At 68.5% G+C, this 22,970-nt stretch carries 22 protein-coding genes; 10 read left to right on the forward strand and 12 right to left on the reverse strand.

Going from position 1 to position 22,970, the window contains the following annotated elements:
* The first annotated feature begins 165 nt into the window (after nt 1–165).
* Together FXF65_RS29835 and FXF65_RS29840 are read left to right on the forward strand one after the other, a co-directional pair.
* Entirely contained in the window at nt 166–396 is a 231-nt protein-coding gene (locus tag FXF65_RS29835; protein ID WP_148353360.1) for a DUF397 domain-containing protein, read from the forward strand.
* A gap of 68 nt (nt 397–464) precedes the next feature.
* Nucleotides 465–1,997 (forward strand): AMP-binding protein, encoded by a 1,533-nt coding sequence (locus FXF65_RS29840; protein ID WP_148353361.1) that lies wholly within the window; start codon nt 465–467, stop codon nt 1,995–1,997.
* A gap of 345 nt (nt 1,998–2,342) precedes the next feature.
* Here FXF65_RS29840 and FXF65_RS29845 read toward each other — a convergent pair whose 3' ends face one another.
* The 3 genes from FXF65_RS29845 to FXF65_RS29855 all read right to left on the reverse strand — a co-directional run bounded on the left by FXF65_RS29845 (nt 2,343) and on the right by FXF65_RS29855 (nt 8,090).
* Nucleotides 2,343–3,887 (reverse strand): DHA2 family efflux MFS transporter permease subunit, encoded by a 1,545-nt coding sequence (locus FXF65_RS29845; RefSeq protein ID WP_246199198.1) that lies wholly within the window; start codon nt 3,885–3,887, stop codon nt 2,343–2,345.
* Between the two features lie 465 nt (nt 3,888–4,352).
* Nucleotides 4,353–7,607, reverse strand: coding sequence for an NACHT domain-containing protein (locus FXF65_RS29850; protein WP_148353362.1), 3,255 nt, complete (start codon nt 7,605–7,607; stop codon nt 4,353–4,355).
* 135 nt (nt 7,608–7,742) lie between these two features.
* Entirely contained in the window at nt 7,743–8,090 is a 348-nt protein-coding gene (locus FXF65_RS29855) for a VOC family protein (RefSeq protein ID WP_148353363.1), read from the reverse strand.
* Between the two features lie 187 nt (nt 8,091–8,277).
* Here FXF65_RS29855 and FXF65_RS29860 point away from each other — a divergent pair, with 187 nt between their 5' ends.
* Complete coding sequence (locus FXF65_RS29860) at nt 8,278–9,078, forward strand: MBL fold metallo-hydrolase (RefSeq protein ID WP_187412550.1); 801 nt, start codon at nt 8,278–8,280, stop codon at nt 9,076–9,078.
* A 5-nt stretch (nt 9,079–9,083) separates the two neighbouring features.
* On the opposite strand, the gene FXF65_RS29865 is transcribed toward FXF65_RS29860, so the two are convergent.
* The gene (locus tag FXF65_RS29865; protein ID WP_187412551.1) at nt 9,084–9,479 is read right to left on the reverse strand and encodes an ATP-binding protein; all 396 of its coding nucleotides are present in this window, start codon (nt 9,477–9,479) and stop codon (nt 9,084–9,086) included.
* A 186-nt stretch (nt 9,480–9,665) separates the two neighbouring features.
* Here FXF65_RS29865 and FXF65_RS29870 point away from each other — a divergent pair, with 186 nt between their 5' ends.
* Both FXF65_RS29870 and FXF65_RS29875 read left to right on the forward strand, forming a co-directional pair.
* The gene (locus FXF65_RS29870) at nt 9,666–10,514 is read left to right on the forward strand and encodes a helix-turn-helix domain-containing protein (RefSeq protein ID WP_148353366.1); all 849 of its coding nucleotides are present in this window, start codon (nt 9,666–9,668) and stop codon (nt 10,512–10,514) included.
* Nucleotides 10,511–10,726, forward strand: a complete 216-nt coding sequence (locus tag FXF65_RS29875) for a DUF397 domain-containing protein (RefSeq protein ID WP_148353367.1) — start codon at nt 10,511–10,513, stop codon at nt 10,724–10,726. The genes FXF65_RS29870 and FXF65_RS29875 overlap by 4 nt, the downstream gene beginning before the upstream one ends.
* An 82-nt stretch (nt 10,727–10,808) precedes the next feature.
* Here FXF65_RS29875 and FXF65_RS29880 read toward each other — a convergent pair whose 3' ends face one another.
* From FXF65_RS29880 to FXF65_RS29895, 4 genes are all read right to left on the reverse strand, one after another.
* Nucleotides 10,809–11,291 (reverse strand): hypothetical protein, encoded by a 483-nt coding sequence (locus FXF65_RS29880; RefSeq protein ID WP_148353368.1) that lies wholly within the window; start codon nt 11,289–11,291, stop codon nt 10,809–10,811.
* A 55-nt stretch (nt 11,292–11,346) separates the two neighbouring features.
* Entirely contained in the window at nt 11,347–12,243 is an 897-nt protein-coding gene (locus FXF65_RS29885) for a phosphotransferase enzyme family protein (protein WP_148353369.1), read from the reverse strand.
* A gap of 35 nt (nt 12,244–12,278) precedes the next feature.
* On the reverse strand, nt 12,279–13,487 hold the full coding sequence (locus FXF65_RS29890; protein ID WP_148353370.1) for an MFS transporter: 1,209 nt from the start codon (nt 13,485–13,487) through the stop codon (nt 12,279–12,281).
* 203 nt (nt 13,488–13,690) lie between these two features.
* Nucleotides 13,691–14,266, reverse strand: coding sequence for a MarR family winged helix-turn-helix transcriptional regulator (locus tag FXF65_RS29895; RefSeq protein WP_148353371.1), 576 nt, complete (start codon nt 14,264–14,266; stop codon nt 13,691–13,693).
* A gap of 66 nt (nt 14,267–14,332) precedes the next feature.
* Between FXF65_RS29895 and FXF65_RS29900 the strand changes: the two genes are divergently transcribed.
* Nucleotides 14,333–14,914, forward strand: coding sequence for a protoglobin domain-containing protein (locus FXF65_RS29900; RefSeq protein WP_148353372.1), 582 nt, complete (start codon nt 14,333–14,335; stop codon nt 14,912–14,914).
* 35 nt (nt 14,915–14,949) lie between these two features.
* Here FXF65_RS29900 and FXF65_RS29905 read toward each other — a convergent pair whose 3' ends face one another.
* Entirely contained in the window at nt 14,950–15,885 is a 936-nt protein-coding gene (locus FXF65_RS29905) for an NAD-dependent epimerase/dehydratase family protein (RefSeq protein ID WP_148353373.1), read from the reverse strand.
* A gap of 159 nt (nt 15,886–16,044) precedes the next feature.
* Between FXF65_RS29905 and FXF65_RS29910 the strand changes: the two genes are divergently transcribed.
* The 4 genes from FXF65_RS29910 (at nt 16,045) to FXF65_RS29925 (ending at nt 19,697) form a co-directional block, all read left to right on the forward strand.
* The gene (locus FXF65_RS29910) at nt 16,045–16,491 is read left to right on the forward strand and encodes a MarR family winged helix-turn-helix transcriptional regulator (protein ID WP_148353374.1); all 447 of its coding nucleotides are present in this window, start codon (nt 16,045–16,047) and stop codon (nt 16,489–16,491) included.
* A gap of 98 nt (nt 16,492–16,589) precedes the next feature.
* Nucleotides 16,590–17,681, forward strand: a complete 1,092-nt coding sequence (locus FXF65_RS29915; RefSeq protein WP_148353375.1) for an NAD(P)/FAD-dependent oxidoreductase — start codon at nt 16,590–16,592, stop codon at nt 17,679–17,681.
* Nucleotides 17,682–17,695: 14 nt separating this feature from the next.
* A complete protein-coding gene (locus FXF65_RS29920) occupies nt 17,696–18,640 on the forward strand; it encodes an LLM class flavin-dependent oxidoreductase (protein ID WP_148353376.1) in 945 nt (314 codons plus the stop codon).
* A 4-nt stretch (nt 18,641–18,644) separates the two neighbouring features.
* Nucleotides 18,645–19,697 carry a hypothetical protein gene (locus tag FXF65_RS29925; protein ID WP_148353377.1) on the forward strand — a complete coding sequence of 351 codons (1,053 nt, stop codon included), beginning with the start codon at nt 18,645–18,647 and terminating at the stop codon, nt 19,695–19,697.
* Nucleotides 19,698–19,704: 7 nt separating this feature from the next.
* On the opposite strand, the gene FXF65_RS29930 is transcribed toward FXF65_RS29925, so the two are convergent.
* From FXF65_RS29930 to FXF65_RS29940, 3 genes are all read right to left on the reverse strand, one after another.
* Complete coding sequence (locus FXF65_RS29930; protein ID WP_148353378.1) at nt 19,705–20,457, reverse strand: FkbM family methyltransferase; 753 nt, start codon at nt 20,455–20,457, stop codon at nt 19,705–19,707.
* Nucleotides 20,458–20,497: 40 nt separating this feature from the next.
* Nucleotides 20,498–21,316, reverse strand: coding sequence for an SAM-dependent methyltransferase (locus tag FXF65_RS29935; RefSeq protein WP_148353379.1), 819 nt, complete (start codon nt 21,314–21,316; stop codon nt 20,498–20,500).
* Nucleotides 21,317–21,628: 312 nt separating this feature from the next.
* Nucleotides 21,629–22,456, reverse strand: a complete 828-nt coding sequence (locus FXF65_RS29940) for a DUF4394 domain-containing protein (RefSeq protein WP_148353380.1) — start codon at nt 22,454–22,456, stop codon at nt 21,629–21,631.
* Nucleotides 22,457–22,970 lie beyond the last annotated feature (514 nt).

The raw sequence follows: 22,970 nt of genomic DNA on the forward strand, positions 1-22,970 counted from the left end.
GAGCGTTCGCTATCTTGCTCCTCAAGTCGTGCAGATGCAAGACCGTCTGCATGAACGGATGCAAGAACGAATGCACGTGCATCTCGTACCATTTGTGTGGGGTGGGGCGAGATCGCGGCCTTCCGGGTTCGGAAGGCTGAGACGCCTAGAGGGGGCAGACCAACGATGGACGGCCATCAGATGCTGGACGTCTTGCGCAGCGAACTCGTCTGGCAGAAGAGCCGGCGGAGCAATCCGTCCGGCAACTGCGTCGAGATGGCGGAGCTCCCCACCGGGGACATCGCCGTGCGCAACTCCCGAGACCCCGAGGGGGCGGTGCTCGTCTACACCCGCGAGGAGGTGGAGGCGTTCGTGGGCGGAGCCAAGGACGGTGACTTCGACCACATGCTCGTCTGACCCGGCGGACGTCGCCCGGTAGACCGAATCTCATTTCATCCGGCGGTCCCGCCAGGTAGCGTGCGGCCATGCACCTGGGGCAGAACGCCGGGCTGACGCCCGACAAGCCCGCCGTCATCATGGCGGGCTCCGGGACGGTCGTGACCTACAGGGAACTGAACGAGGAGTCCAACCGGCTCGCTCAGTTGCTCCGCGCGGAGGGACTGCGCCCGGGGGACCACATCGCGTTCATGCTGGAGAACCATCCGCTCTACCTGGCCATAGCTTGGGCCGCCCAGCGGTCCGGGCTCTATTACACGGCAATCAGCAGTCGGCTCCAGCATGACGAGATCGCCTACATCGTGGGCAACTGCGGGGCCAAGGCGTTCATCGCCGACGCGGCGGTCGAGAACGCGCGTCCCGCGCCGGACGTGCCGCTGCGCTTGATGCTCGGCGGCACGTCACCCGGCTACTCGTCCTATGAGGAGAGCGTCGCCCGGTACCCGTCCACGCCCATCGAGGACGAGTGCGAAGGCTCGGACATGCTCTACTCGTCCGGGACGACCGGTCGTCCCAAGGGAGTGAAGCCGCCCCTCTCCAAGGGCCCCATGGGCAGCCAGAACATCCTCCACGGGCTTCTTTCGCTGCTCTTCCAGCCCGACGCCGACTCGGTGTATCTGTCCCCGGCGCCGCTCTACCACGCGGCCCCGCTCCGCTACTGCCTCACCATGCACCGCTTCGGCGCGACGGTCGTGGTGATGGAGAAATTCGACGCCGAACAGGCCCTCGCCGCCATCGAGAAGTACGGCGTCACCCACAGCCAGTGGGTCCCCACCATGTTCATCCGGATGCTCCAGCTCCCCGAGGAGGCCCGCGCCCGGTACGACCTGTCGACGCTGCGCGCCGCCGTGCACGCGGCCGCGCCGTGCCCCGTCCCGGTCAAGGAGCGGATGTTCGACTGGTGGGGGCCGATCCTGCACGAGTACTACGCGGGCACCGAAGCGAACTGCTTCGTCTACGCGGGCCCCGACGACTGGCTGGCCCACCGCGGCACGGTCGGACGTCCCATCCTGGGCGAGGTCCACGTGTGCGACGAGGACGGCCGCGAACTCCCGCCCGGCACTCCGGGGACGCTCTACTTCGACAAGGGCCCCCGTTTCGAGTACCACGGCGACGAGGCCAAGACCGCCGCGTCCCGCGACCCGATGGGCCGCGGCTGGACGACCCTCGGCGACATCGGCTACGTCGACGAGGACGGCTTCCTCTACCTCACCGACCGCCGCGCCTACATGATCATCAGCGGCGGGGTGAACATCTACCCGCAGGAGGCGGAGAACGTCCTGGCCGTCCATCCCGAGGTCGCGGACGTCGCCGTGTTCGGCGTCCCGGACGAGGAGATGGGCGAGGCGGTGCGGGCCGTCGTCCAACCGCACTCCATGGACGACGCGAGCCCCGCACTGGCGGCCGAGCTGATCGCCTACTGCCGCGACCACCTGGCCCACTACAAATGCCCCCGCGCGATCGACTTCCGCCCAGACCTCCCGCGCCACCCCACAGGCAAGCTCTACAAACGCCTACTCCGCGACGAGTACTGGCCCGCCAAACACCCCACGACCCCCTGAGCACACGCCTCAAGCGGTGCCTTGGGGCGACATGAAGAGTCGAGCCGAACGGCGCGGCGGTGACTGTGCTCGCCTTTAGTGGCGCGCTGGGACGACTTCAGGGTGCCTTTAGCCAGGGCGGCCACCCTGAATTCGGGACCGCGACGCCTAGGCGGGAACGCACGGGCTGGGCGGGACCACGATGGCTGAGCGGACGTGCCGGAGAGGGCCGGAGGCGCTTTGGAGGGGTTGGCTCGTGGGGCGCTGAGACGGCCCTGGACGGCGAAGGCCCCGGCCGGCCCCGAGTGGGGCCAGACCGGGGCTTGGACCGCGCCAGAAGCGTCCTGCGAGCCGTCCCGCGGCGGCTCAGTGCATCGGCATCGGGGCGTCGGCCTTGGTCGCGGCGGTGGTGTCCGGCCGCCGGCGCGGCAGGAGCAGCGCCGGGATGAAGGCCAGGGCGATCAGCCCGAGGGCGTACAGGTAGGTGTGCTGGAACGCGTCCGCCATCGGTCCGGCGATCTTCGCCATCACCTCGGGCGGCGGCTTCTGCGTGCTGCCGATCTCGCCGCCGCCACCGCCGCCGAGCTCGCTCGTGAGGCGGTTGGCGAGCAGCACCGACATCCCGGCGGTGCCGATGGACGCCGACACCTGCTGGATGATGTTCAGCATCGTGCTGGCCCGCGGAACCTCGTCGTGGACGAGGGTCTGGATGGCGGCCGCCATGGTCGGCATCATCGTCATGCCCATGCCGAGGCCCATCACGAACAGCACGGAACCGAGCACCCAGTAGGACGTGTCGGCCCCAAGGACGGTAGCGAAGCCCGCCACCGACAGGACCACCACGACCAGGCCGAACAGGACGACGCGTCCCGGCCCGATCCGGTCTGTGAGCTTGCCGCCGATCGGCATCGTGACCATCGCGCCGAGGCCCTGCGGGGCGAACAGCAGGCCCGCCGTCATCGCGCCTTCGCCGCGCACGGTCTGGTAGTACAGCGGCAGCAGCAGCATCGCGCCCATGAAGGCGGTGATGAACAGCACCATCGTGCCGGACGCCGCAGCCACCGACCGGCGCCGCAGCAGCCGCAGGTCGATCAGCGGGTTCTGCGCGGACAGGGCCCGGAACACGAACCCGATGACCAGCACCGCCCCGACCACCGTGAAGATCAGCGGCTGGGTCTGGAGGAAGTCGCGCTCCTCCGCGCCCTTCGCCACGCCGTAGATCAGCGAGGCCAGGCCCGGGGACAGCAGGAGAAGCCCGATCAGGTCGAGCCTTTCGGCCGGCTTGGGCTCGTCCCGCTTGAGGACCCTGCCCGCCAGCAGCAGCGCGACAATGCCGATCGGCAGGTTGATGAAGAAGATCCAGCGCCAGGACACGTCGTCGACGAGGTAGCCGCCGATGATCGGCCCGAGGATGGGGCCGAGCAGCATCGGCACGCCGACGATGCTCATCACCTGACCGACCCGCTGCGGCCCGGCCGCCTGGGTCATGATGGTCATCGCCGCGGGCATGATCATTCCGCCGCCGAGCCCCTGCAGGACCCGGAAGAGGATCAGGCTCTCCGCCGACCACGCGAGACCGGCCAGCGTCGAGCCGATCACGAACAGCCCGATCGAGGCCATGTACAGGCGTTTCGTGCCGAACCTCGCCGAGGCCCAGCCCGTGATCGGGATCACGGTGGCGAGCGCCAGCGTGTAGCCCGTGGCCACCCACTGGATCGTGGCCAGCGAAGTGTTGAACTCCTTGGCCAGGTCGTTGATGGCCACGTTGACGACGGTCACGTCCAGGATGGACATGATCGCGCCGAGGACGACGACCCCGGCCACCACGAGCACGCCGCGGTCTAGGCCACCGCCTGCGTCGGGTTCCTTGAGTGGGCCGTCCGCCGTCTTCTGAGACGCGGGAGCGGTCAAGAGAGACTTCCAATCGTCGAGGCCCGCGCACGCGGGCACGCAGGGACCATGGGTCGTTCAGGGGGTACCGCCGCAAAATTACTGCAGCGACTGACACTTTCGCGAACGGTTAAACTCCGCAGGATCCGGGAGTATTCCAACGGGGTACGACAGAACCGCCCAGCTCCAGGCATCCAAGCGTCCGACCTCGACCAACCTTGAGGTCAACGAAGTGTGACAGACGCGACATCCCGCCCTCCCTCCGCCCACACGCACCCACAGCCAGACCGCCCGACCACCCCAAACTCATCGCAACCCCCGACTCCCACTCAGCGACCACGCCCCCAGCGCGCCCGCAACCGTCCTTCACCCACAAGACGCCACGGAGCCCCAATGTGTGACGCGTGCGGGTTGGATCTGGGCGAGGGCTTGCGGGCTTACTCGCCCGTGTCGAGAGGTCGCAGCGCAGGCGGGGCCAGGGGCGGATTAAAGGATCTTCAGTCGGCTGCCGAGCGCCTCGGCGTTGCGGACGTTTTGGCCAGGCTTGATGTAGACGGCGAGTGTGCGGCTGGCTGCGAGCGGCGCAAGATCGAGTCCGGGCGAGGCGCCACCGATGTGCAGGGTCTTCAGCCTGGGCAGCGATGCGAGCGGCTGTAGATCGTTGAGTCTCTGACAGTCGTGTAACCACAGAGTCTTCAGCTTTCGAAGGTGTCGCAGTGGTTCGAGATTACTGATGCTGCTGCCGCCCATCGACAGGATCTCCAGCCCGGTGAGAGGCGAGAGCGCATCGAAGTCGCTTGCATGTTGGCAGTCGTCCATGTAGAGGGCGGTGAGCGGAAGGCTGGAAAGGGGACGAAGAGACATCACCCAGTCGCATCTATTCACGCTGAGGGTGCTCAGCCGGGGTGTCTCCCGAGAGATCTCGTCGAGACCCCCACTGAGCCTCGAACCGCTGATACTCAGGCTGTGCATAGGCCGTAACGGGGGGAGTTCTTCAAGACTGGTCAGGTTAGTGCAGTTAACGAGCCACAAGGTGGTCAGGGCGCACTGGCCTTGTAATGGTGAATAGTCTGTAATTGTGCGACATTCGCGAAGCCAGAACGTCCTCAGTTGGGGAAGGCGTTCGAGGAAGTCGACTTCGCCCACATGAGGAGCGTTCAGATAGAGGGATCGCAACCTGGGCATGATCGGAAGAAGCATGGCGTTCGCCATCGACTCATATGCGGTAAGTTCCAGCAGCCTTAAGGTCTCTGCGTGGTGGTAGAAAAAGCCGAATTCATTGATCTCATCCCTTCGTACTACCAGCCCGCCGAGATGCGGTACCAGGTCCAGGGCGTTGAGTCGTTGTTGTTGGGTCATCTTAAGGCAACCGCCGGCAGGAAGATGTGTGAGCACACGTTCCGTGAACTCGGTGGAGTCGAAGTATTTCCATCCTTCTGACAATTCCCGCTGTACAGGCCAGCGCGGATCGGACGCGTACCGAGCCAGCACTCCAAGGGCGTCCGGGCCGTTGACCAGCCAGGCCGTTCGCACTGTTGCCTCGGCGGCGGCCATGGTGAGGCCGTCGAGAGTGTGCGGTAGGCGAGCCAGGACGGGGTCCCCGGCGGCGGCGAGGGAGCGGGCGGACGCTCCGTCGCGAGGCGGGATGAGATCATCGAGGCACTGATCGAGCCTCAGACGGAGATCCCCTGGGATGGATGGCAGTGTCTCAAGGCAGGCGACCGCCTGGAGTTTCAGGGCGCGGGCGTGCCGTGTCTCCGTACGGGCGCGGGTCAGAATGCCGGTGAGGAGTTCGCGTCGTAGCGGCTCATTGGCGTGTCCAGCGGCCATGATGACCGTCTCGCGCCAGGTGTCGCGGTGGGCGTTCTTCACGAGCAGGTCCATGTCGCCGAGGTCGGCGGCATGTTTGGCGGTTAGGTATTCCTGGACGGTCCGGTGCACGAAGTCAATGCGTCCTGGTACCGGCTCGCGCAAGATGCCGCTGCGCTGGAGCAGTTCGTCTAAGACGGCGTCCGCTTGAACGCGGAGTTGTGGCATCGAAGCCAATCGCTCGCCGACCAGTCGCTCGACCATTGGCTTGGGTAGCTCCACGCGAGCACTGGTCGAGAGATGCCACGCGATGTCCTGGAGGGTGCGGACCTTCTGCTCGCGTTCGAGGTCGCTTGGGATGCCGCGCTTGGTGTCACGTGTTTCGAGGAGCATTTCTAGGGCGGCTGCGTAGAGTCCCATGCGGTTGCGGGGGAGTGCCTCGCGGTCGAGGTTGAGGGCGCACAGCATGGCGGCCAGCAATGGGCTGGACGCGAGCGTCCGCAGGTGTGGAGCCGCCTCGAAGCGTGCCAGTAGACGTGCCTCGTATGAGGGGATGCGCTCTAGGGCGCACGGCAGGTCGGGGCAGTCGCGGATGGCGTTGTGCCAGTGCTGGACGAGCGTCCGCAGGTCTGCCGGGGAGAGTTGTTCGAGGAACGCTGTTCTGAATCCCTCGGCGCGTAGCCAGTCGGACCCGGCCGCCGCGGGACGCGACGTGACGACGATCCGGATGTCACGGAACTCGGCGACGATCGCCTTGAGCCATTGCCGGACCGTCTGGCGCTGGGCGGTCGTCACCTCGTCAACGCCGTCGACCAGGAGGAGTGCACGGCCGGACGTCAGGCGCCGGTGCGCCCATCCCCGTGGCATCAAGCCCGCGAGGTTCCCGGCGACGTCATCGAGGAATTCCTCCGGACGCGGCAATGGCCCGCCCGCATGGCTGCGCAGCTTGATGACGAACGGGACGCATCCGTTCCACTCACTCAATGGCCCGCTGAACGAACCGCGTGCCGCCGTTATGGCGAGCCAGCGCAGCAGCGTGCTCTTGCCGCTCCCCGCCTCTCCGCGCAACAGCATTAATCGCTGATCGCTGAGTGCTGCCTCGACCCGAACGGTGCCCGTACTCGCCTCGTCCCGCCAATCGCTGACTGGGACGGCCTGTGGAGCCAGGCGGTGGCGGTCGCGTCGGCCTTCGTCGGACACGTTCAGGCTTATGTAGGCGACGCTCAGCGTCGTCTGCGGACGGGTGAACCGCTCGAATCGCACGCCAAACAGTTCCAGTGTGTCGAGCGATTCGCTGATGGAAGCCAGATAGCGGCGGGTGAACTCGTCGTCCTCGGATTCGCCTTCGGGTGCGTCCAGCGTCCGGACGGGGAGCCGTGCCAGGACGGCCCCGACTTGCTCGGACACACCGCTCAGCCGCCCGAGCATCTCCACCGACGCACGCGGCCCGAACTGCGGAAGATGGACGATGATCCGGGCCAGGCAATCACAGCACTCGTCGAGCGTGACCTCATAGAGCCGTGCTCCCGCCTCGCCCAGCTCGAATTCGGCTCGGCGCGCGGGCAACCGTGAACGCAGGCCGCGTGCCAGTTTCACCGCATCGGCATCGGCTGCGAAGAAAGCCTCGTCTGAAAGGTCGGCGGCTTCCAGCGTGCGTGTCACCTCGTGCAGGGCGGCTATGCGATCGCCATCGTTGAGGCCGCGGAACTCGTGCGGGACGAACGTCAATATCCGCTTGGCGACCGAATCGGCGATCCCGTCGAGCTGGCGTTGCGCGTCGCGCCGCCTGATCTCGTCCGGGAACCCGGTCCTGATCAATTCGACCAGGTCCTTGCCTGCGGCGTCCCTCCCGGAACGTCCGGCGAGCCACCGTCCGACGGCTAACTGCGCCACCGATCCGCCCACCCGTATCGCGGCCACCTCGACGGACACTAGACCCCCATTCGCTAGAAGTCATTATGTCGAGATGGAACGGAATGCGTTTACCAACGGCGATATAGCATTTTCCGGCGCGTCCAGAATTGGAGGCGCCGCAGGGGCGTAACTCGGTGAGGGCGCCGCGAGAGGTTAGAGGTGGGTCAGGATGTTGATCACGCGGCCGTTGGGGTCGCGGACGAAGAAGCGGCGTACTCCCCACTCCTCCTCCTGCAGCGGGTGGACGATCTCCGCGCCGCGCTCCTGCATCAGCGCCCAGACCGCGTCGACGTCCTCCACCTCGACGCTCATGTCGGGCACGACCGGTGCGGTCTCGTCGCGGGTCATGAAGGTGACCTGGGCCGTGGGGTTGGACGGGGAGGCGAGCGTCATGACCCAGCCGAGGTTCATGACCTCCTCGAACCCGAGGAGGCCGTAGAAGTCGCGGCTCTCCTCCATGGCCTCTGAGCGGATGTCGGGCATGACCCTGCGGATGGACATAGAGGTCGGCTCCTCAACGGCAGAAGAAGGTGAACTCGGCTCCATCCTCTCCTGCGTGGGTGCGGTGACCCGTCGTTGCGGGGGTGGGTGTCGGTGGTTGGGGATTCTTTGCGGGGTGTTGGACGGCGCGGGAGGGTACGCGGCCACACGCGGTGCATATGTCTCAAAAGCGACTCTTGGGGACATCATGCACATCTCTCGTCCCGCGCCGGACATCGCCGAGCTGACGGACGTCATCGCGATACCCGGGCTGGGGTTTCTGCCGGTCAACGCCTACGTCGTCTACGCCCGGGAACCAGTGCTCATCGACACCGGGCTCCGCGCGTCCAGCCCCGATTTCCTGGACGAGCTGTGGTCGCTGGTCGAACCCGACGACCTCCGTTGGGTCTACCTCACCCACCCCGACCACACGGGCAGCATTTTCGAGATCCTTGCCACGGCGCGGGACGCGTTGCTCGTTACGTCCCTCTCCGGCCTAGGGCTGTTGTCGCTGGAGCATCGTGTGCCGCGCGAAAGGGTGTTCGTGCTGAATCCCGGCGAGCGGCTGGACGTCGGCGACCGGCGGCTCATGGCGTTCCGGCCGCCCCTCCGCGACAACCCCGCGACGACCGGGCTCATCGACGAGCTGACCGGGGCCTGCTTCGGCTCTGACTGCTTCGGCGCGCCGATGACGTCCGGCGACCTCGTCCAGAGCGAGGACGTCGCCGCAGTCCCGGACGACGAGCGGGTCGCGGGCGAGCGCCTCTGGACGGCCGCCGACACCCCGCGACCGGCCGACATGGACCGGGACGCCTACCTGTCCGGCCTGGCCTGGCTGCGGGACGTCGACCCGTCCGTCGTCCTCGGCGGACACCTGACACCCGCGCATTTCAGGGTCGAGGCGGTCTTCGACACCCTCGCCGACGCGCGGGACGCGCCGTCCCATATGGGCCCCGACGAATTGGGATTCCGCCGGACGCTCGCTGGTATGGAGCCCACCCGCATCTGACACGCTCAGCGCGAATGAATCTCGAACCACACGGCGTGGCCTTCGCCGCGCCGCTCCACGCCCCAGTCCGCTGTCAGGAACGAGACGAGCAGCAGGCCCCGTCCGCACACCGCCGTCTCGCCCACCAGCGCCAGATGCGGGACGGACGCGCCGCCGCCGTCGTCCACGACCTCCACCCGGACCACCCGCTCCGAGTGACCCACCTCCACGCGGACCTGCCCGTCCGGCCCGGAGTCCGTGTGCCGCAGCGCGTTCGCCACCAACTCGCTCATGCAGAGTGCGGCGTCGTCCAGCGCGGGGTGGTCGCCCAGGACGTCGTGGAGCCATTGCCGCGCATGCCCGGCCGCCCGATCAATCCCGGGCAGCAGAAGCGTGTCGAACCTCAGGGTCGGCACCGTCACCAGTCCACTCCTTCCGGATCACCGTCGCCGAAAAGAATGGGCTGGACGCTCCCCGCCGAGTGATGCGTTCACCCGCGTCGTCCCGAGGTCCCGGGGCACAGTGCCCCGGTCACATTTGACCGAGTCACTTTGGCCAACTTGGAAAACGACTTCCACGATCACGGACAGTCGGGTCATGATTACGCTATGGATGATCAGCGGCGCCCGACCATGCGAAGCCGGAAGCTCGGCCAGCGTCTTCGTGCCATCCGCGAGGAGCGCGGCCTGACCCTCCAGAAGGCCGCGCGCCTGCTGAACCGCACGCCGTCCTCGCTGAGCAAGCTTGAGACCGGCAAACGCGGCATCCGTCGGCCCGCCTTGGAACACATGCTCGACCGCTACGGCGTCACTGACACACGCGAGCGCGAGTACCTCTTTGAACTAGCCCAGAATGCGGCTGAGAGAGGGTGGTGGCACCGTTACGAGGGCGACCTACAGCCCAGCACGCTGGATTACATCGCGCTTGAGGCCGAGGCGACGATGGTGAGGAGTTTCCAGCTTCATCTGGTTCCAGGGCTTCTTCAAACGGAGGATTACACCCGAGCCGTCATCAGGTCGCAAATTTCCATGGGGGAGTCCCTCGATATTGAGAAGCTGGCAGCCATTCGCCTGCGTCGACAGCGAGTCCTCGCCAAACCTCGGCCCGCGCTGTTGAATGTGGTAATCAGTGAGGCGGTGCTACGTCAGCAAGTGGGTGGGGTGAGTACCATGGATGCGCAACTTCGGCGCTTGAGCGATGCTGCCCAGTTGTCGAATGTTGAAATTCGGGTGCTGCCCTATTCGGCCGGGGCTCAGCCTGGTCACAACGGCTCCTACCACATCCTGACGACGCGGGATCTCTCTGTCGTGCTGATAGAGAACCTCACAACGGGGTGGTACCTCGAAGAGGATGAAGACGTGCGCCGACATGCGCTGGCGTTCGACCACCTGGTCACGGCTTCGTTGTCGCCTAGCGACTCCTTGGACCTGATCGAGAGACTAAGGTCAGGGGCATGACCTATCGAATGGTTCTTCGCACGGGATGGCGCAAGAGCAGTTACAGCGATGGTGGTGGAGGCCAGTGCGTCGAGGTAGCCGCGCTGATGGTGCAAGGCGTCGCGTTGCGTGACTCCAAGGACGTGAGTGGCCCTGTGCTCTCTGTCGCGCCGTCCGAGTGGGCGTCCCTCCTCGGCGGAATTAAGGACGGGTCGTTCGACCTGACTCACTGACCCATGGCTTCTTGAGGGGATGACTGCACCCGCGGTCGTCCCCTTTTCCTTGTAGCTCTATCAGTGATTGAGGACACCTGGGTTAGGCGGTCTTTGCCTTGGTGATGGCGGTGCGTAGTTCGGTGAGAAAAGCGTTGCCGTCTGGGTCGTCGCCCAGGGCGATGTGGAAGGACGAGTGTTCCGGCGTTCCCGACCACGGGCCCGTGGCGGAGATGCCCGTGTCCAGGCTCGCGGGCAGAGCGGAGTCGAGGCTGACGTCCTCCAGGCGAATCGAGCGGACGTGGATTCCGCGCTGGGCCCCGGTTACGGCCACCACCAAGTAGCGCGGTAGGAGAAGGGTGATCGTCGTGTGCTCGGTGTCGGGGTCGCCCGACTTCGTCAGCCTCGCCAGCAGCCCTGGCCGCTTGAGCCGGACGCTGCGCGTCACGCAGCACATCCGCGCGGCCGTGGCCACGTCGCCGAGTTGATGCGCCTCGCCGTGCTCCATGAGCGCGTCCCGCACCGCCGGATCGAGCGCGTCCGGCTCGCATCGCCTGCTGGAACGTTCGTACAGCCGGTCCATCATCCATGACCTCCCAGAGATCGCCCCAGCGTACGGTCTCGTATCGAGCCGCGGGAGGTCACTTCAGTTGGAAGAAGGCTGCTACTCGGCGTTCGTGGTAGGCGATGTCGTCCTGGTCGAATTCGGTTCCGCGTTCGCGGGCGAGTTCGAAGTAGGCGGCTTCGCGGCGCAGTTTGTGGCGGATGAGCTGGGCGGCGGTCCGGTCGTCGATGGGTCCGGCGGTGCCGCCGGCCTGGTGGTAGTCGGTGATGAAGCGGCGACGCTCCTGCTCGGCGTCGCCGAATTCGTCCGACCATTCGAGTGCGGCCGAGGCGACCTCCAGCTCTGGCGGTCCGATGAAGATCTCGTCCCAGTCCAGGACGGCTACTAGGCGCCCGTCGTGGGCCAGCGTGTTGCCTGCGTAGAAGTCGCCGTGCAATACCTGGCGCGCGGGGTTGTGTTCGGCGTAGTCGGCAAGCCAGCGGTCCAGATCCGGGTCGGCGAGGTAGGGCGCTTCCACGGGCGGGTCGCCGTTCAGGCCGACTTCGGCGAAGGCCGTCTCTCGGCGCGGCGGCGGGCGATAGGAGGCGAGGGCACGATGCAGGCGCGCGAGCGTCCGCGCGGCCTGGGTCCGCATGCGGGGATCGCGGTCGTCGGGCCATTCGCCTGCGACGTACCGCCACAGCGACACGGGACGTCCGTCGGCGCGGACCGTCGTGGTTCCCGCCCGCGTCCGAAATGGGGCCACGGCTTCGGGAATGGCGGACGCAGCGTGCTCGGCGACCGCGTTGCACCATTCCGCCATGGCTGTGCTCCGCCACTCGGGGCCGACTCGCACCAGCAGATCCCCGATCCGGTAAGCGGCCGACTCCTCCCCGCCGTGCAACCTCTCAGCCGGGCCCTCGACCTCCCGCCCCCAACCGTCCTCAATCGCTGCCCGAATGGACTCGGTCAAAGGTATTTCGGCATACGTCACGCCAGATCTCCTCCATGACGACTGATACCAGATGTTCAGGGAGCAGAGGCGCTTCCCAACGCGCGCCAGGACGCAAGGACGACCGCGGCGGTCAGCGCACCGGCGAGCCAGAACGGGGTGGTGATGGTGACGGCCCGCGCCGCCAATCCGCCCAGCAGCATGCCGGTCGCGGCACCGGAGGCGTCGATCAGCGAATAGACGCTGGTGACCCGTCCGAGCAGGTGATTGGGAGTCGCGCGCTGCCGGACGGTGGCGGAGATCACTCCCCAAACCATCGTGTGCACTCCGAAGACCACGAGAATGGCTGCCGCCAGCCAGGCCCGCGTAGTGAGCGCGAGGGTCAGATGGGTCGCCGCTTCGACGACCAACCCGCCCCGGAGAAGCGCGGCCGCGCCGAAGCGTCGCCGCAAACGGTCCGCGACAGCGGTTCCGACAAGGCCCCCGATGCCGAACGTGGTGAGCAGGAATCCATATCCCACGGGGGAGAGCCCGAGGCGCTCTTCGGCGTAGAGGACGAAGACCGAGAACGCGCCGCAGAACGCCAGGTTCGCCACGCCCATGGCGACAGCCAAGGTGCGTAGCAATTCGTGCGACCAAAGCCAGCGCACTCCTTCGGCGATTTCGGTCCGCAGCGCGCGTCGCGTCCGCTGGACGGGCTCGACGGGCACCGGGCGCATCGACGCGACCAAGAGCGCCGCGACGACGAACGTGACGGCGTTGACGCCGAACGGAATCGCGGCGGCCATGGCGAACAATGCCGCGCCCAACGGCTTGGAGAGAAACTGGTTGCCGACCGTGAAGGTGGCCATCAGCAGCGCGTTCGCCGATGCCAGCCGTTCGGGCGGCACAATGGTGGGCAGCCGGGCGACCGATGCCGTGTCAGCCAGGGTCTCGCCGGTGCCGAGTAGGAAGAACACCGCGTAAAGGAGTGGGATGTTCACCACTCCGACGGCGATCATCGCGGTGAGGCAGGCGAGCGTGGCCCCGCGCGCGACATTGACCGCGAAGATCAGCCGTTGCCGGTCGACCCGGTCCACGTGGGCGCCGCTGACCAGGGAGAACAGCAGCCAGGGGAGGGCCTGGACGAACGCGGCGCCCGCGACCAGCGCCGGGTCGCGGGTCAGGGTGGCGGCGAGCAGCGGACCGGCCACCAGGGTGACGCCGTCGCCGATGTTGGAGACCGCCGAGGCGGCCCAGAGCTTGGTGAACTCCGCGCCCAGGCGCGTCGAACTGAGGGCAGGCAAGAAGAGCTCCTCGGGAAAGGCGGAATACGGGTGATGACCGCTGTCCGCCCTGTCACCGGGAGTCGTGACGCCTTAGCGGCAGGTGGGCTCCGGGTGCGAGGCGGCGGCCGTGTTCATCCCGAGTCGCATGTGATCCCCTCTCGCGGTCGGGTCGACTTACCCGCCGGACGGTAATCGTCCGGCCGCCGCTCCCGCAATCCGGTTTACGCGGAGAGATGCTCCGGGCAGTTGACACGCAGGTCGGCGGTGCCGAGGCGCGTGTTCAGGAGCGTGCAATGGTGGCCGTTGTCGTGCATTTCGTGGAACCGGCAGGTCAGGCACGTCCGGGCGACGGTGATGACGCCTTCGCGGTGCAGGTGCGCGATGAGGAGCAGCAGCGAGTTCAGCACGGTCTCGCGTTCGCCCTCGGGGAGCGTCTCGACTATGGAGACCAGTTCGCCGCGCTGGGCGGCGATGGAATCGGCGGTCTCGCGTCCGGCCGGGGTCAGCGAAAGCGCGAACCTGCGCCGGTCGGACGGGTCGCGCCGCCGGGTCACCAGGCCCTTTCCGATGAGCGCGGTAACGGCGTCGCTGACCGTCGGCTGCGTCACCTGGAGTTCGCGGTGCAGCGCGTCGACATTCGCGGCCGGGGGCGGCCCGGCCGCGAGAACGGTCAGCAGTTGGAGTTGGAGCGGGCTCAACCCCTGGGCGCCCGCCATCTGCTGGCTGAAAGCGCGGTAGGCGACGGTCAGCCGTTCCAGCGCGTCGACCGTCTTCGCGGCGACATCCCGTCCACCCATGCTTGACACCCTATAGGACTCCTCTCTATAAACACATAGGAGTCCTATAGATGAAGGGTGGCTCGCATGATCACGCAGGTTCCGGCCGGATACACCTATGGCTCCACGGCGCCGAGTCCGGTCTCGGCGGAGGAGCTGGCGCAGCTTGAGGCGAGCGTCCTGTTCACCGCCGACGACCGGGAGGCCCTTCGAACGGCGGGGGACGTCCTCGAAGACCAGGTCGAGGACGTCCTGGACGTCTGGTACGGCTTCGTCGCCGCGAACCCGCATCTCGTCGCCTATTTCTCGACCCCGGACGGGACCGTCCTGAACGACTACCTGGGACGCGTCCGCGGACGGTTCGGCCAGTGGATCCTCGACACCTGCCGCCGCCCGCACGACCGGGAATGGCTCTCCTACGCCCACGAGATCGGCCTGCGGCACACTTTCGAGAAGAAGAACAAGACGGACGACGCCCCGTCCATATCGCACATTCCGCTCCGCTACATGGTGGCGTTCATCTACCCGATCACGGCGACGATGCGTCCGTTCCTGGCGAAGAAGGGACACGGCGAGGAGGACGTCGAGCGCATGCACCAGGCGTGGTTCAAGGCCGTGACGCTGCAGGTGATCCTCTGGCTGAGGCCGTATTCGTCCGACCGCTGGTGAGGTCCCTGCCGGAACGACCGCTGGTCAGGCGCGGCTCACCCGGAGGTCCAGGCGCGGAAGCCGTCCCGCCAGCTCGGGTAGCGCGGTTCCCAGCCGAGTTCCTTCTTGGCCTTCTCGTTCGAGTATCCGCGCGAGCCGGTCATCTGGCCGACGACGAGGTCTCCGGCGAGCAGGCGTCCCAGCCACGCGGGCACGCGCAGCGGCGGCTTCGCGCCGATCGTCTGGGCCAGGTAGGGCAGCCAGTGCGCGACGGGCGCGGGGTCGTCGTCCACGATGTTGTAGACGCCGGGCTCGCCGCGCTCGACCGCCGCGACCGTGGCCGCCGCGGCATCGGTGACCTCGACGAACGACCAGACGCCCATCCCGCCGCCGACCAGCGGAATCATCCGTTTCCTGACCGCGCCGAGCATGGCCTCCGAGGCGCCGGGGCCGTAGAAGCCGCCGTAGCGCAGCACGATCCCCTCGGCCGCCTTCACCGGGACGGTGGCGTCCACGTAGGCGATCGCCGCCGGGCCCCGCACGGCCGTCCGGAGCGGACGCCAGTCGAGCGGGTCGTCGTCGGTCTTCAGCCCGCCGCCGGGACGCGCGTCCGGCCCCGGCCCGGCGTAGCTCTGCGCGACGACCCGGCGCGTGCCCGCCCGCTCGGCGGCGGCCAGCAGGTTGTCAGTGCCGCGGGTGCGCAGCTCGTTCGTCGCGGCGAACATCCGGTCGAAGTTCCGGAAGCCGCGCGTCCCGCCGGACAGCGCGGTCATCTGGTGGACGATCACGTCCGGCGCGGCGGCCGACACCGCCGCGATCACCGCGTCCCGGTCCAGGCCGTCGAGGACGACCGGCTCCGCGCCCGCCTCCCGCAGCCCGGCGGCCTTGCCGGGCGTCCGCGTGGTGGCCGTGACGTCGTGACCGGCCGCGATCAGGGCGTGAACGAGGTGCCTTCCCAGCGCCCCCGTCGCCCCGGTGACGAAGACTCGCATTGCGTCTCCCTCCTAGGGTGCTCTCCCATGAAGACCCCGGAACGCCCGCGGGTGTGACATCGCCGGGCCGTGTTTTAGAGCCCCTTTGCCGTGAGGACGGGGTGCGCACGGCCCCTGGCCGGTAGTTCGTTCCGCGAACTTCGCGGCTAGGGTGGACGTGTGGGAGCGCAGGGTGATGGGGAGATCGGCGTCGTCAACGCGCTCGTGCGCGGCGCGTTCCTGGTGAACGCGGTGTACGCCGAGTCGGCTCGCGAGCACGGGATCACGTCGCAGCAGGGCGTCCTGATGTGCGTGCTCATGGCGCAGCCGCGCGGGATGGGCGAGCTGGGCGGCATGCTCGGGCTGGCCAAGTCGAGCCTCACCGGGCTGGTCGACCGCACCGAGCGCCTCGGCCTGGTCCGGCGCGAGCCCGACCCCGCCGACATGCGGGCGGTGCGGGTCGCGCTGACCGCCGACGGCCGGGCGCTCATCGACGGCTTCTATCCGGAGACCTGCCGCCGGGTGGAGAAGCTCGCGGCGGGCCTCGGCGACGACGAGCGCGCGGCGCTCGCCGCCCTGCTCGGCCGCGTCGTCATGGACAACGACGTCCCGGTCATCTTCATGTGACGTCCTCCGTCGCGGAACAAGCGCCGCCTCCATGAGTTGAAGTTCGTAGCACGAACTAATACGGTTCGTTCTACGAACTTTAATCATGAGGAGTGCTTATGAGCCGGACAGTGGCGGTCATCGGCGGCGGGTACGGCGGCGCGTCGGTCGCCAAGGCCCTCGACGCCGAGGCCGACGTCGTCCTGATCGAACCGCGGGACGCCTTCGTCAACGCGGCCGGGACGCTGCGTGCGCTGACCCGTCCCGACTGGGCGGGAAACGTCTTCTTCCCCTACGGCACGCTGCTGGCGCGGGGCAGCTTCGTCCGCGACCGCGCGGCGTCGGTCGACCCGGGCGGCGTCACCCTGGCCTCCGGACGGCGCGTCGACGCCGATTACCTCGTCCTCGCATCGGGCTCCAGCTACAGCTACCCGGCCAAGCCCGAGGCCGACTCCACCGACGAGGCCCTGGACCACCTGCGCCGGACCCACAAGGAACTGGCCGCCGCCGACCGCGTGTTGATCGCCGGAGCCGGTCCGGTCGGGCTGGAATTGGCCGGTGAGATCAAGACGGTGTGGCCGGACAAGCGGGTGACCGTCGTCGACCCGGCCGAGCCGCTGATGCCCGGCTACCATCCGGAGCTGCGTCGCGACCTGCGCCGACAGCTCGACGAGCTGGGCGTCCGCGTGCTGCTCGGCGTCGGGTTGGCGGCGCCGCCGGAGCCGGAGTCCGGTGTGGCCGGGACGTTCACCGTCACCACCACGGGCGGCGAGGAGATCACCGCCGACATCTGGTTCCGCGCGCACGGCGTCAAGGTCAACAGCGACTACCTCGCCGACGGGCGGCTCGTCGGCAGGACGGCGCGGGGCGAGGTGCCCGTGACCGAGACGCTCGCCGTCCGCGGATACGAGCACGTCTACGCGATCGGGGACCTCACCGACGTCCCCGAGGTGAAGCGCGCCGGGTGGGCGATGCGGCACGCGGAGATCGTCGCGGAGAACATCCTCGCCCAGCTGCGCGGCGAGCGGCCGGAGGCCGTGTACCGGCCGACGCCCGACCCGATGATCCTGCTGCCGCTCGGGCCGACCGGGGGAGTCGGGCAACTGCCCACGCCGGACGGGCCGTCCCTCCTCCAGCCCGCCCAGGTCGCCGAATACAAGGGCGCCGACCTGTTCACCGGACGTTTCGCCGACCTGTTCGGCACCGCCTGAAAGGACGCAGGAAAATGACTCTTCCGGACGTCGTCTTCGGATTCGGCACGCATCCGCGCGTCGACGAAGCGCCGGAACTGCTGCGGATGGCGGAACGGGCCGACCGGGACGGCCTCGACGTCTTCTCGCTGTCCGACCATCCCTATCTCGGTGAACGCCTGGACGCCTATGCGGCTCTCGGGTTCGTCCTCGGACGGACGCGGCGCCTTTCCGGGTTCGCCAACGTCACCAATCTGCCGACCCGTCCTGCGCCGATGCTGGCGCGGGCCGTGACATCGCTGTCGGCGGTGTCCGGCGGACGGGTCGTCCTCGGCATGGGCGCGGGCGGGCTCTGGGACCGCATCGCCGACATGGGCGTCGAGCGGCTCTCCCCGGCCGCCGCCGTGGAGGCGTTCGAGGAGGCGATCGTCCTGGTCAAGGAGCTGTCCGGCGGCGGGCCTCCGGTCACCCACCACGGCCGCCACCACCGGGTGGACGGGATCGCGCCCGCGCCCGTCCCCGCGCCGCCGGTGTGGACCGGATCGGTCGGCCCGAAGTCCCTCGCCGCCACCGGGCGGGTCGCGGACGGCTGGATCCCCGGCCACGCGGCGGACTGGCTCAGCGAGCGGTACCTCAAGGGGCGGGCCGTCATCGACGCTGCGGCGGAGGAGGCCGGACGCGACCCGCGTGAGATCCGCACCGTCTACAACCTTCCCGGCCGCATCACCGGCCAGCCGCTGGACGCGACGCGCGACCGCGCCGGGCGCTGGATCGGCGGCTCCGCCGCCCAGTGGGTCGAGGAGCTGACCGGGGCGGTGCTGGAGCACGGCGCGTCGGGCTTCATGCTCTTCTCGCCGGACGGCGGGACGCCCGAACCCGCGTCCGTCGAGCGCTGGGCGGGGGAGATCGTCCCGGCGGTGCGCGAGGCGGTCGGCGCGGCGCGAGGCGGCGCGGGGCCGAGCGGCGAGGCACTAACATGATCAAATGCTGCGCACTCCGGGCATCGCCGCCTTCACCGGGCAGCCCAGCGACCTCGCCGAATGCCGGGCCGGGACCGACCTGATCGGACGTCCCGAAGTGCAGGAGTTCCTCCAGTCCATCACCGACCCCGACGCCGCCCTCGGCGAGCTGACCGGGGTGCTGGACGGCGGCGACGCCTTCCGCGCCGGGATGATGGCGTTCGTCTGCGGGGTGCTGGTCGAGCGCGGCGGCTCCGCGGCGATCCCGGTCGACGCCGTCCTCGCGCTGATGGAGCGCCACCTGCTGCTGGCGAAGGAGCGCGCGGACGGCGGCGCGGACGGTGGCGCGGGCGCGGACGACGAGTTGTTCGAGCGGTCTCCCGACCTCGTCCGGGCGCATCACGCGCTGCCGTTCGTGCTGCTCGCGGCCATGACGATGCTCAGCCGGGACGAGGCGGCGCGGCGGCGGCTGCGCGCCCGTCCCGGGATCGCCGCGCTGGTGGACGCGCTCCAGAAGCACTACGAGACGCTGTACTACCTCCGTGAGGTGCTGTCGCTCGTGGACGGCCGCGACGTCCTGCTGATCGACGTGCGGAACCGGCGCGGCTTCGCCCTCGGCCTGACCGGCGTGCGGGACCGCATGTACCACTTCTTCGCCCTCGCCCAGGACGCCCTGCTCCGCCACGCCGGGCCCGGCTACCTCGACGCCGAGCCGGCCGACCCGGCGGCCGTCCGCTACGCGCGGAACCGGGGGCTGACCGCCGACGACCACCGGACGGCGGCGGACCTGCTCGACCACCAGCTTCTCGGATTCTTCTATCCGGGAGTGAAGAGGCCCGCCGGAGAAGCCGTCACCGGACTGTTCTTCCCCGGGTCCGCGCCATTCGAGGCCATTCCGGTCATCGCCGGGGTCCCGACCCTCTTCCTGGCCGAGAGGTCCTTTCACGCCCAGTGGTCACCCGGGAACATGTACCCCGTTCTGCATGAGGCACTGGAATCGCGGGTCAGCCTCCGCGAACTGCCGTCCGAGGACGTCGAGGCGTGGCTGGCGGAATTCACCAAGCCGCCGTCCGACTGACCCGCCCCTATCGCTTCAAACGGGCGTAGACGTCGCCTGACCGGCCGCGCGGCCGGATGCGTTCGAGCCGTTTCTCCAGAGTGGCCGCGTCGAGCCAGCGCTCGCTGGCGAGCCGCATCGTCTCGACGGGCGAGTAGTTGTAGACGTAACCGCCCGCCTCAGCCCCGAGCCGCTCGACGATGCGCAGCACCTCAAGCCCGGCGTCGTGCGCGGACGGGACGTACTCGAACGACAGCGCGGGCACGGGCCGCGTCAGGCCGCGCAGGACGTCCGCCTCGAACCCCTCCACGTCGATCTTGCAGAAGGCCGGGACGCCGTGCCGCGCGATGAGGTCGTCCAGCGTCGTGACCTCGACCTCGACGGACTCGTCCCAGCGGACGCGGGCGAAACTCCGGTCGGACGCGACCGACGAGATCCAACCGGGCGACATCGACGAAACGGTCGGCGTCGCCGACGACACGGCGAGCCGCGCGTGCCCGGGCTCCGCTCCGACCGCCTCCGGCACGATCGCGGTCCCGTCGTCGCGGCCGTAGAGGAGGCGCAGGACGCGCAGGCAGTCGGGCTGCGGCTCGACCGCCACGACCCGCACGCCGAGACCCCGCCAGACGCGCACCCTCCCGCCGACGTGGGCGCCGATGTCGAACGCCACGTCGCCGGGCCCGATGAACTCGCCGTACAGGCGGCGCGCCCGCCGGTGCTTGCCGGGGACGCCGTAGTACATGACCAGCGAGCGGGCGATCCCGTAGGCGCGCAGCAGCATCCGCCGACCCTACCGCGCGGGGCCCGGCGGGCCGTGGACCTCAGGGCTTGCGGCCGAGGCCGCCGTAGATCGAGACCTGCGAGTCGTCGATGCGGCGGGCCTCGTCGTCCGGCCGCCAGTGGTGGGCGGGGACGATCCCGGGCTCGACCATGTCGAGCCCGCCGAAGAACCGCGTGATCTGCTCCGTGGTGCGGCCCTTGGACTTGATCCCGTGCTCGTTGTGCTTCTTCACGGCGGCGACCGGCCGCGCCGCGCTGTCGAGGTTGATCGTCGACAGGGCCAGGTAGCTGCCGGACGGCAGCGGCTCCATCAGCCGCCGGACGATCCGCAGCGCCTCGTCGTCGTCGTGGATGAAGTGGATGACGGCGATCAGGCAGAGCGCGACGGGCTTGGTCAGGTCGAGCGTGTCGCGCACCTCGCGCGCGGTGATGATGGCGTCCGGGTCGCTCAGGTCGGCCTCGATGTAGCGGGACCGCCCCTCCGGGGTGCTGGTGAGCAGCGCGCGGGCGTGCGTGAGGACGATCGGGTCGTTGTCGACGTACACGACGCGCGCGGCGGGGTCGACGCTCTGGACGACCTCGTGCAGGTTGGGGGAGGTCGGCAGGCCCGTCCCGATGTCGAGGTACTGCCGGACGCCGCCCTCGATGGCGAGGTGGCGGGCGACCCTGACCATGAAGTTGCGGCTGGCCCGCATGGACGTCCGCATGTAGGGGGCGACCTTCACGACCTCTTCGGCTGCGGCGCGGTCGGCGGCGTAGTGGTCCTTTCCACCGAGCAGGTAGTCGTAGACCCGGGCCGAGTGGGCCACGTCGGTCCGGAGGTCGAGCGAGGTCGGTTCATGGTCGGTGGCGTCGGCCACGGGATGCCCCCTTGGTCGGTGCGGTGGCACATCTCACAGGCTAGCCGGACTGCGCGTCCCACCGGATCACGTTCGCGGAGGTCGTGGAGTCGGACGCGGCCGGGAGCGGCCCGACCGCCGGGGGAGCTACTCCCGAAATATGATCATTTGCTGTGGTAGGGGGCGAAATCTCCTTGGAACGCGCCGATTTCGGGCGCCGGAGAATCGGCGCCGCGCAGCCGCATTCGGCCAGATCGACTTGGGACGGGTGGGCATGGGCGATGAGCCCGTCCCGGGGGGGACGGGCTCATCGTGTGGTCATGGGTCGGGAGCTCAGCGGGAGTCGAGGGCGACGGCGACGTCGGTGATGGGGAGCGGGAACTTGCCCACCGCCGTGGCCGCGCCGGTGAGCAGGTCCACGGTGTAGAAGGTGGAGGCGCCGTTCGGCGCGACGAAGGTCCCGAAGGCCGAGTTCGAGACCGTCTTGCCGTTGCTGAGGACGCTGTGGATGTCGAGACCGGCGTTGGGCGCGACGTTCACGCCGAGCGCACCGGTCGCGACCAGGAGGCCGTTGTTGGTCGGGGATTGGATGACGACCTGGTCGGTGTCGGCGTTGATGTCGAACAGGGTGGTCGCGGTGTCGTTGTTGAGGTCGTTGTTGGTGTAGGCGGCGGCCGCGACATTGTTGGCCGACAGCGGGCTGTCGATGGCCGTGGTGTTGGTGTTGAGGTCGTGCCGGAGGTTCTGGCCGGTGTCGCTGATCACCCGGAGCCGGTCGAGCGCCGGGTTGAAGTCGACTCCGAAGTTCGTGCCCTTCAGCGCTGCGGTGAGCTGGGAGACCTTCGTCAGGGTCGATTCGGATCCCGCGTCCAGCGAGACCGTGTAGATGCCGCCGGCGTTGCCGACGACGTAGAGCTTGCCGTCCTGTACCCGGAAGTCGATCCCGATCAGCGATGTGTCGGTGACCAGCCCTGTCGGGTTCTTGACCCAGTCGAGGACCTGCGGGGCGTCGGTCTTGAACGCCGCCACCAGCGTGCCGTCGGCGGAGATCCCGAACGCCTGGATCTTGGCGTTCTGGGCTGAGCCGCTGCCCGGGAAGCCCGCGACCAACGCCGCGGAGGCGGCCAGCGCGGCCATCCCCCACTTGATGCGCGTCTTCATCGACTTTCTCCTTTCTTGGACCCTGCCAAATGATTCCGGGTACGATTGCCGGGTCGGCAGGGTTGGCTTGGCGGTAACTGCCGAAAGCGCGACCGCTGATCAGGATGATCTGCGTTTTCGCGCACGCGGAATTAGCCGATCGGTACGTGGTACCGGATTCGGAGAAAAGCGCGACCATACGTGACGGGAGCGCGGAGGGCCGCTTTTAGCCCTCCGTCGGCTCATCGTGCCCCAGGAGGCGTGGCCGGGCCATCGCCGACGTCTGGCCGCAGATGGTCACGCCAGAGGTGACCTGCGGGTTCCACCCGCGCGGCCGCACCAGGACACCGCCACCCGCCTCACTCGCGCCCCACCGGCCCGTCCAGCCCCGCCAGTCGAGGGCCGGGAGTTCGCGGGCCGATCGCCGCCCGGATGCAACCAGCCGACCATCGGGTCCCGAAGGAATGGACAGCACCTATACGGACGGCGATGGAGAAACAGTGCGCTCCCCACACCATGTGGCACAGGACGGCAG

Origin of the sequence: Actinomadura syzygii, from assembly GCF_008085905.1 — a bacterium.
GTDB classification, from domain to species: Bacteria; Actinomycetota; Actinomycetes; order Streptosporangiales; family Streptosporangiaceae; genus Spirillospora; species Spirillospora syzygii.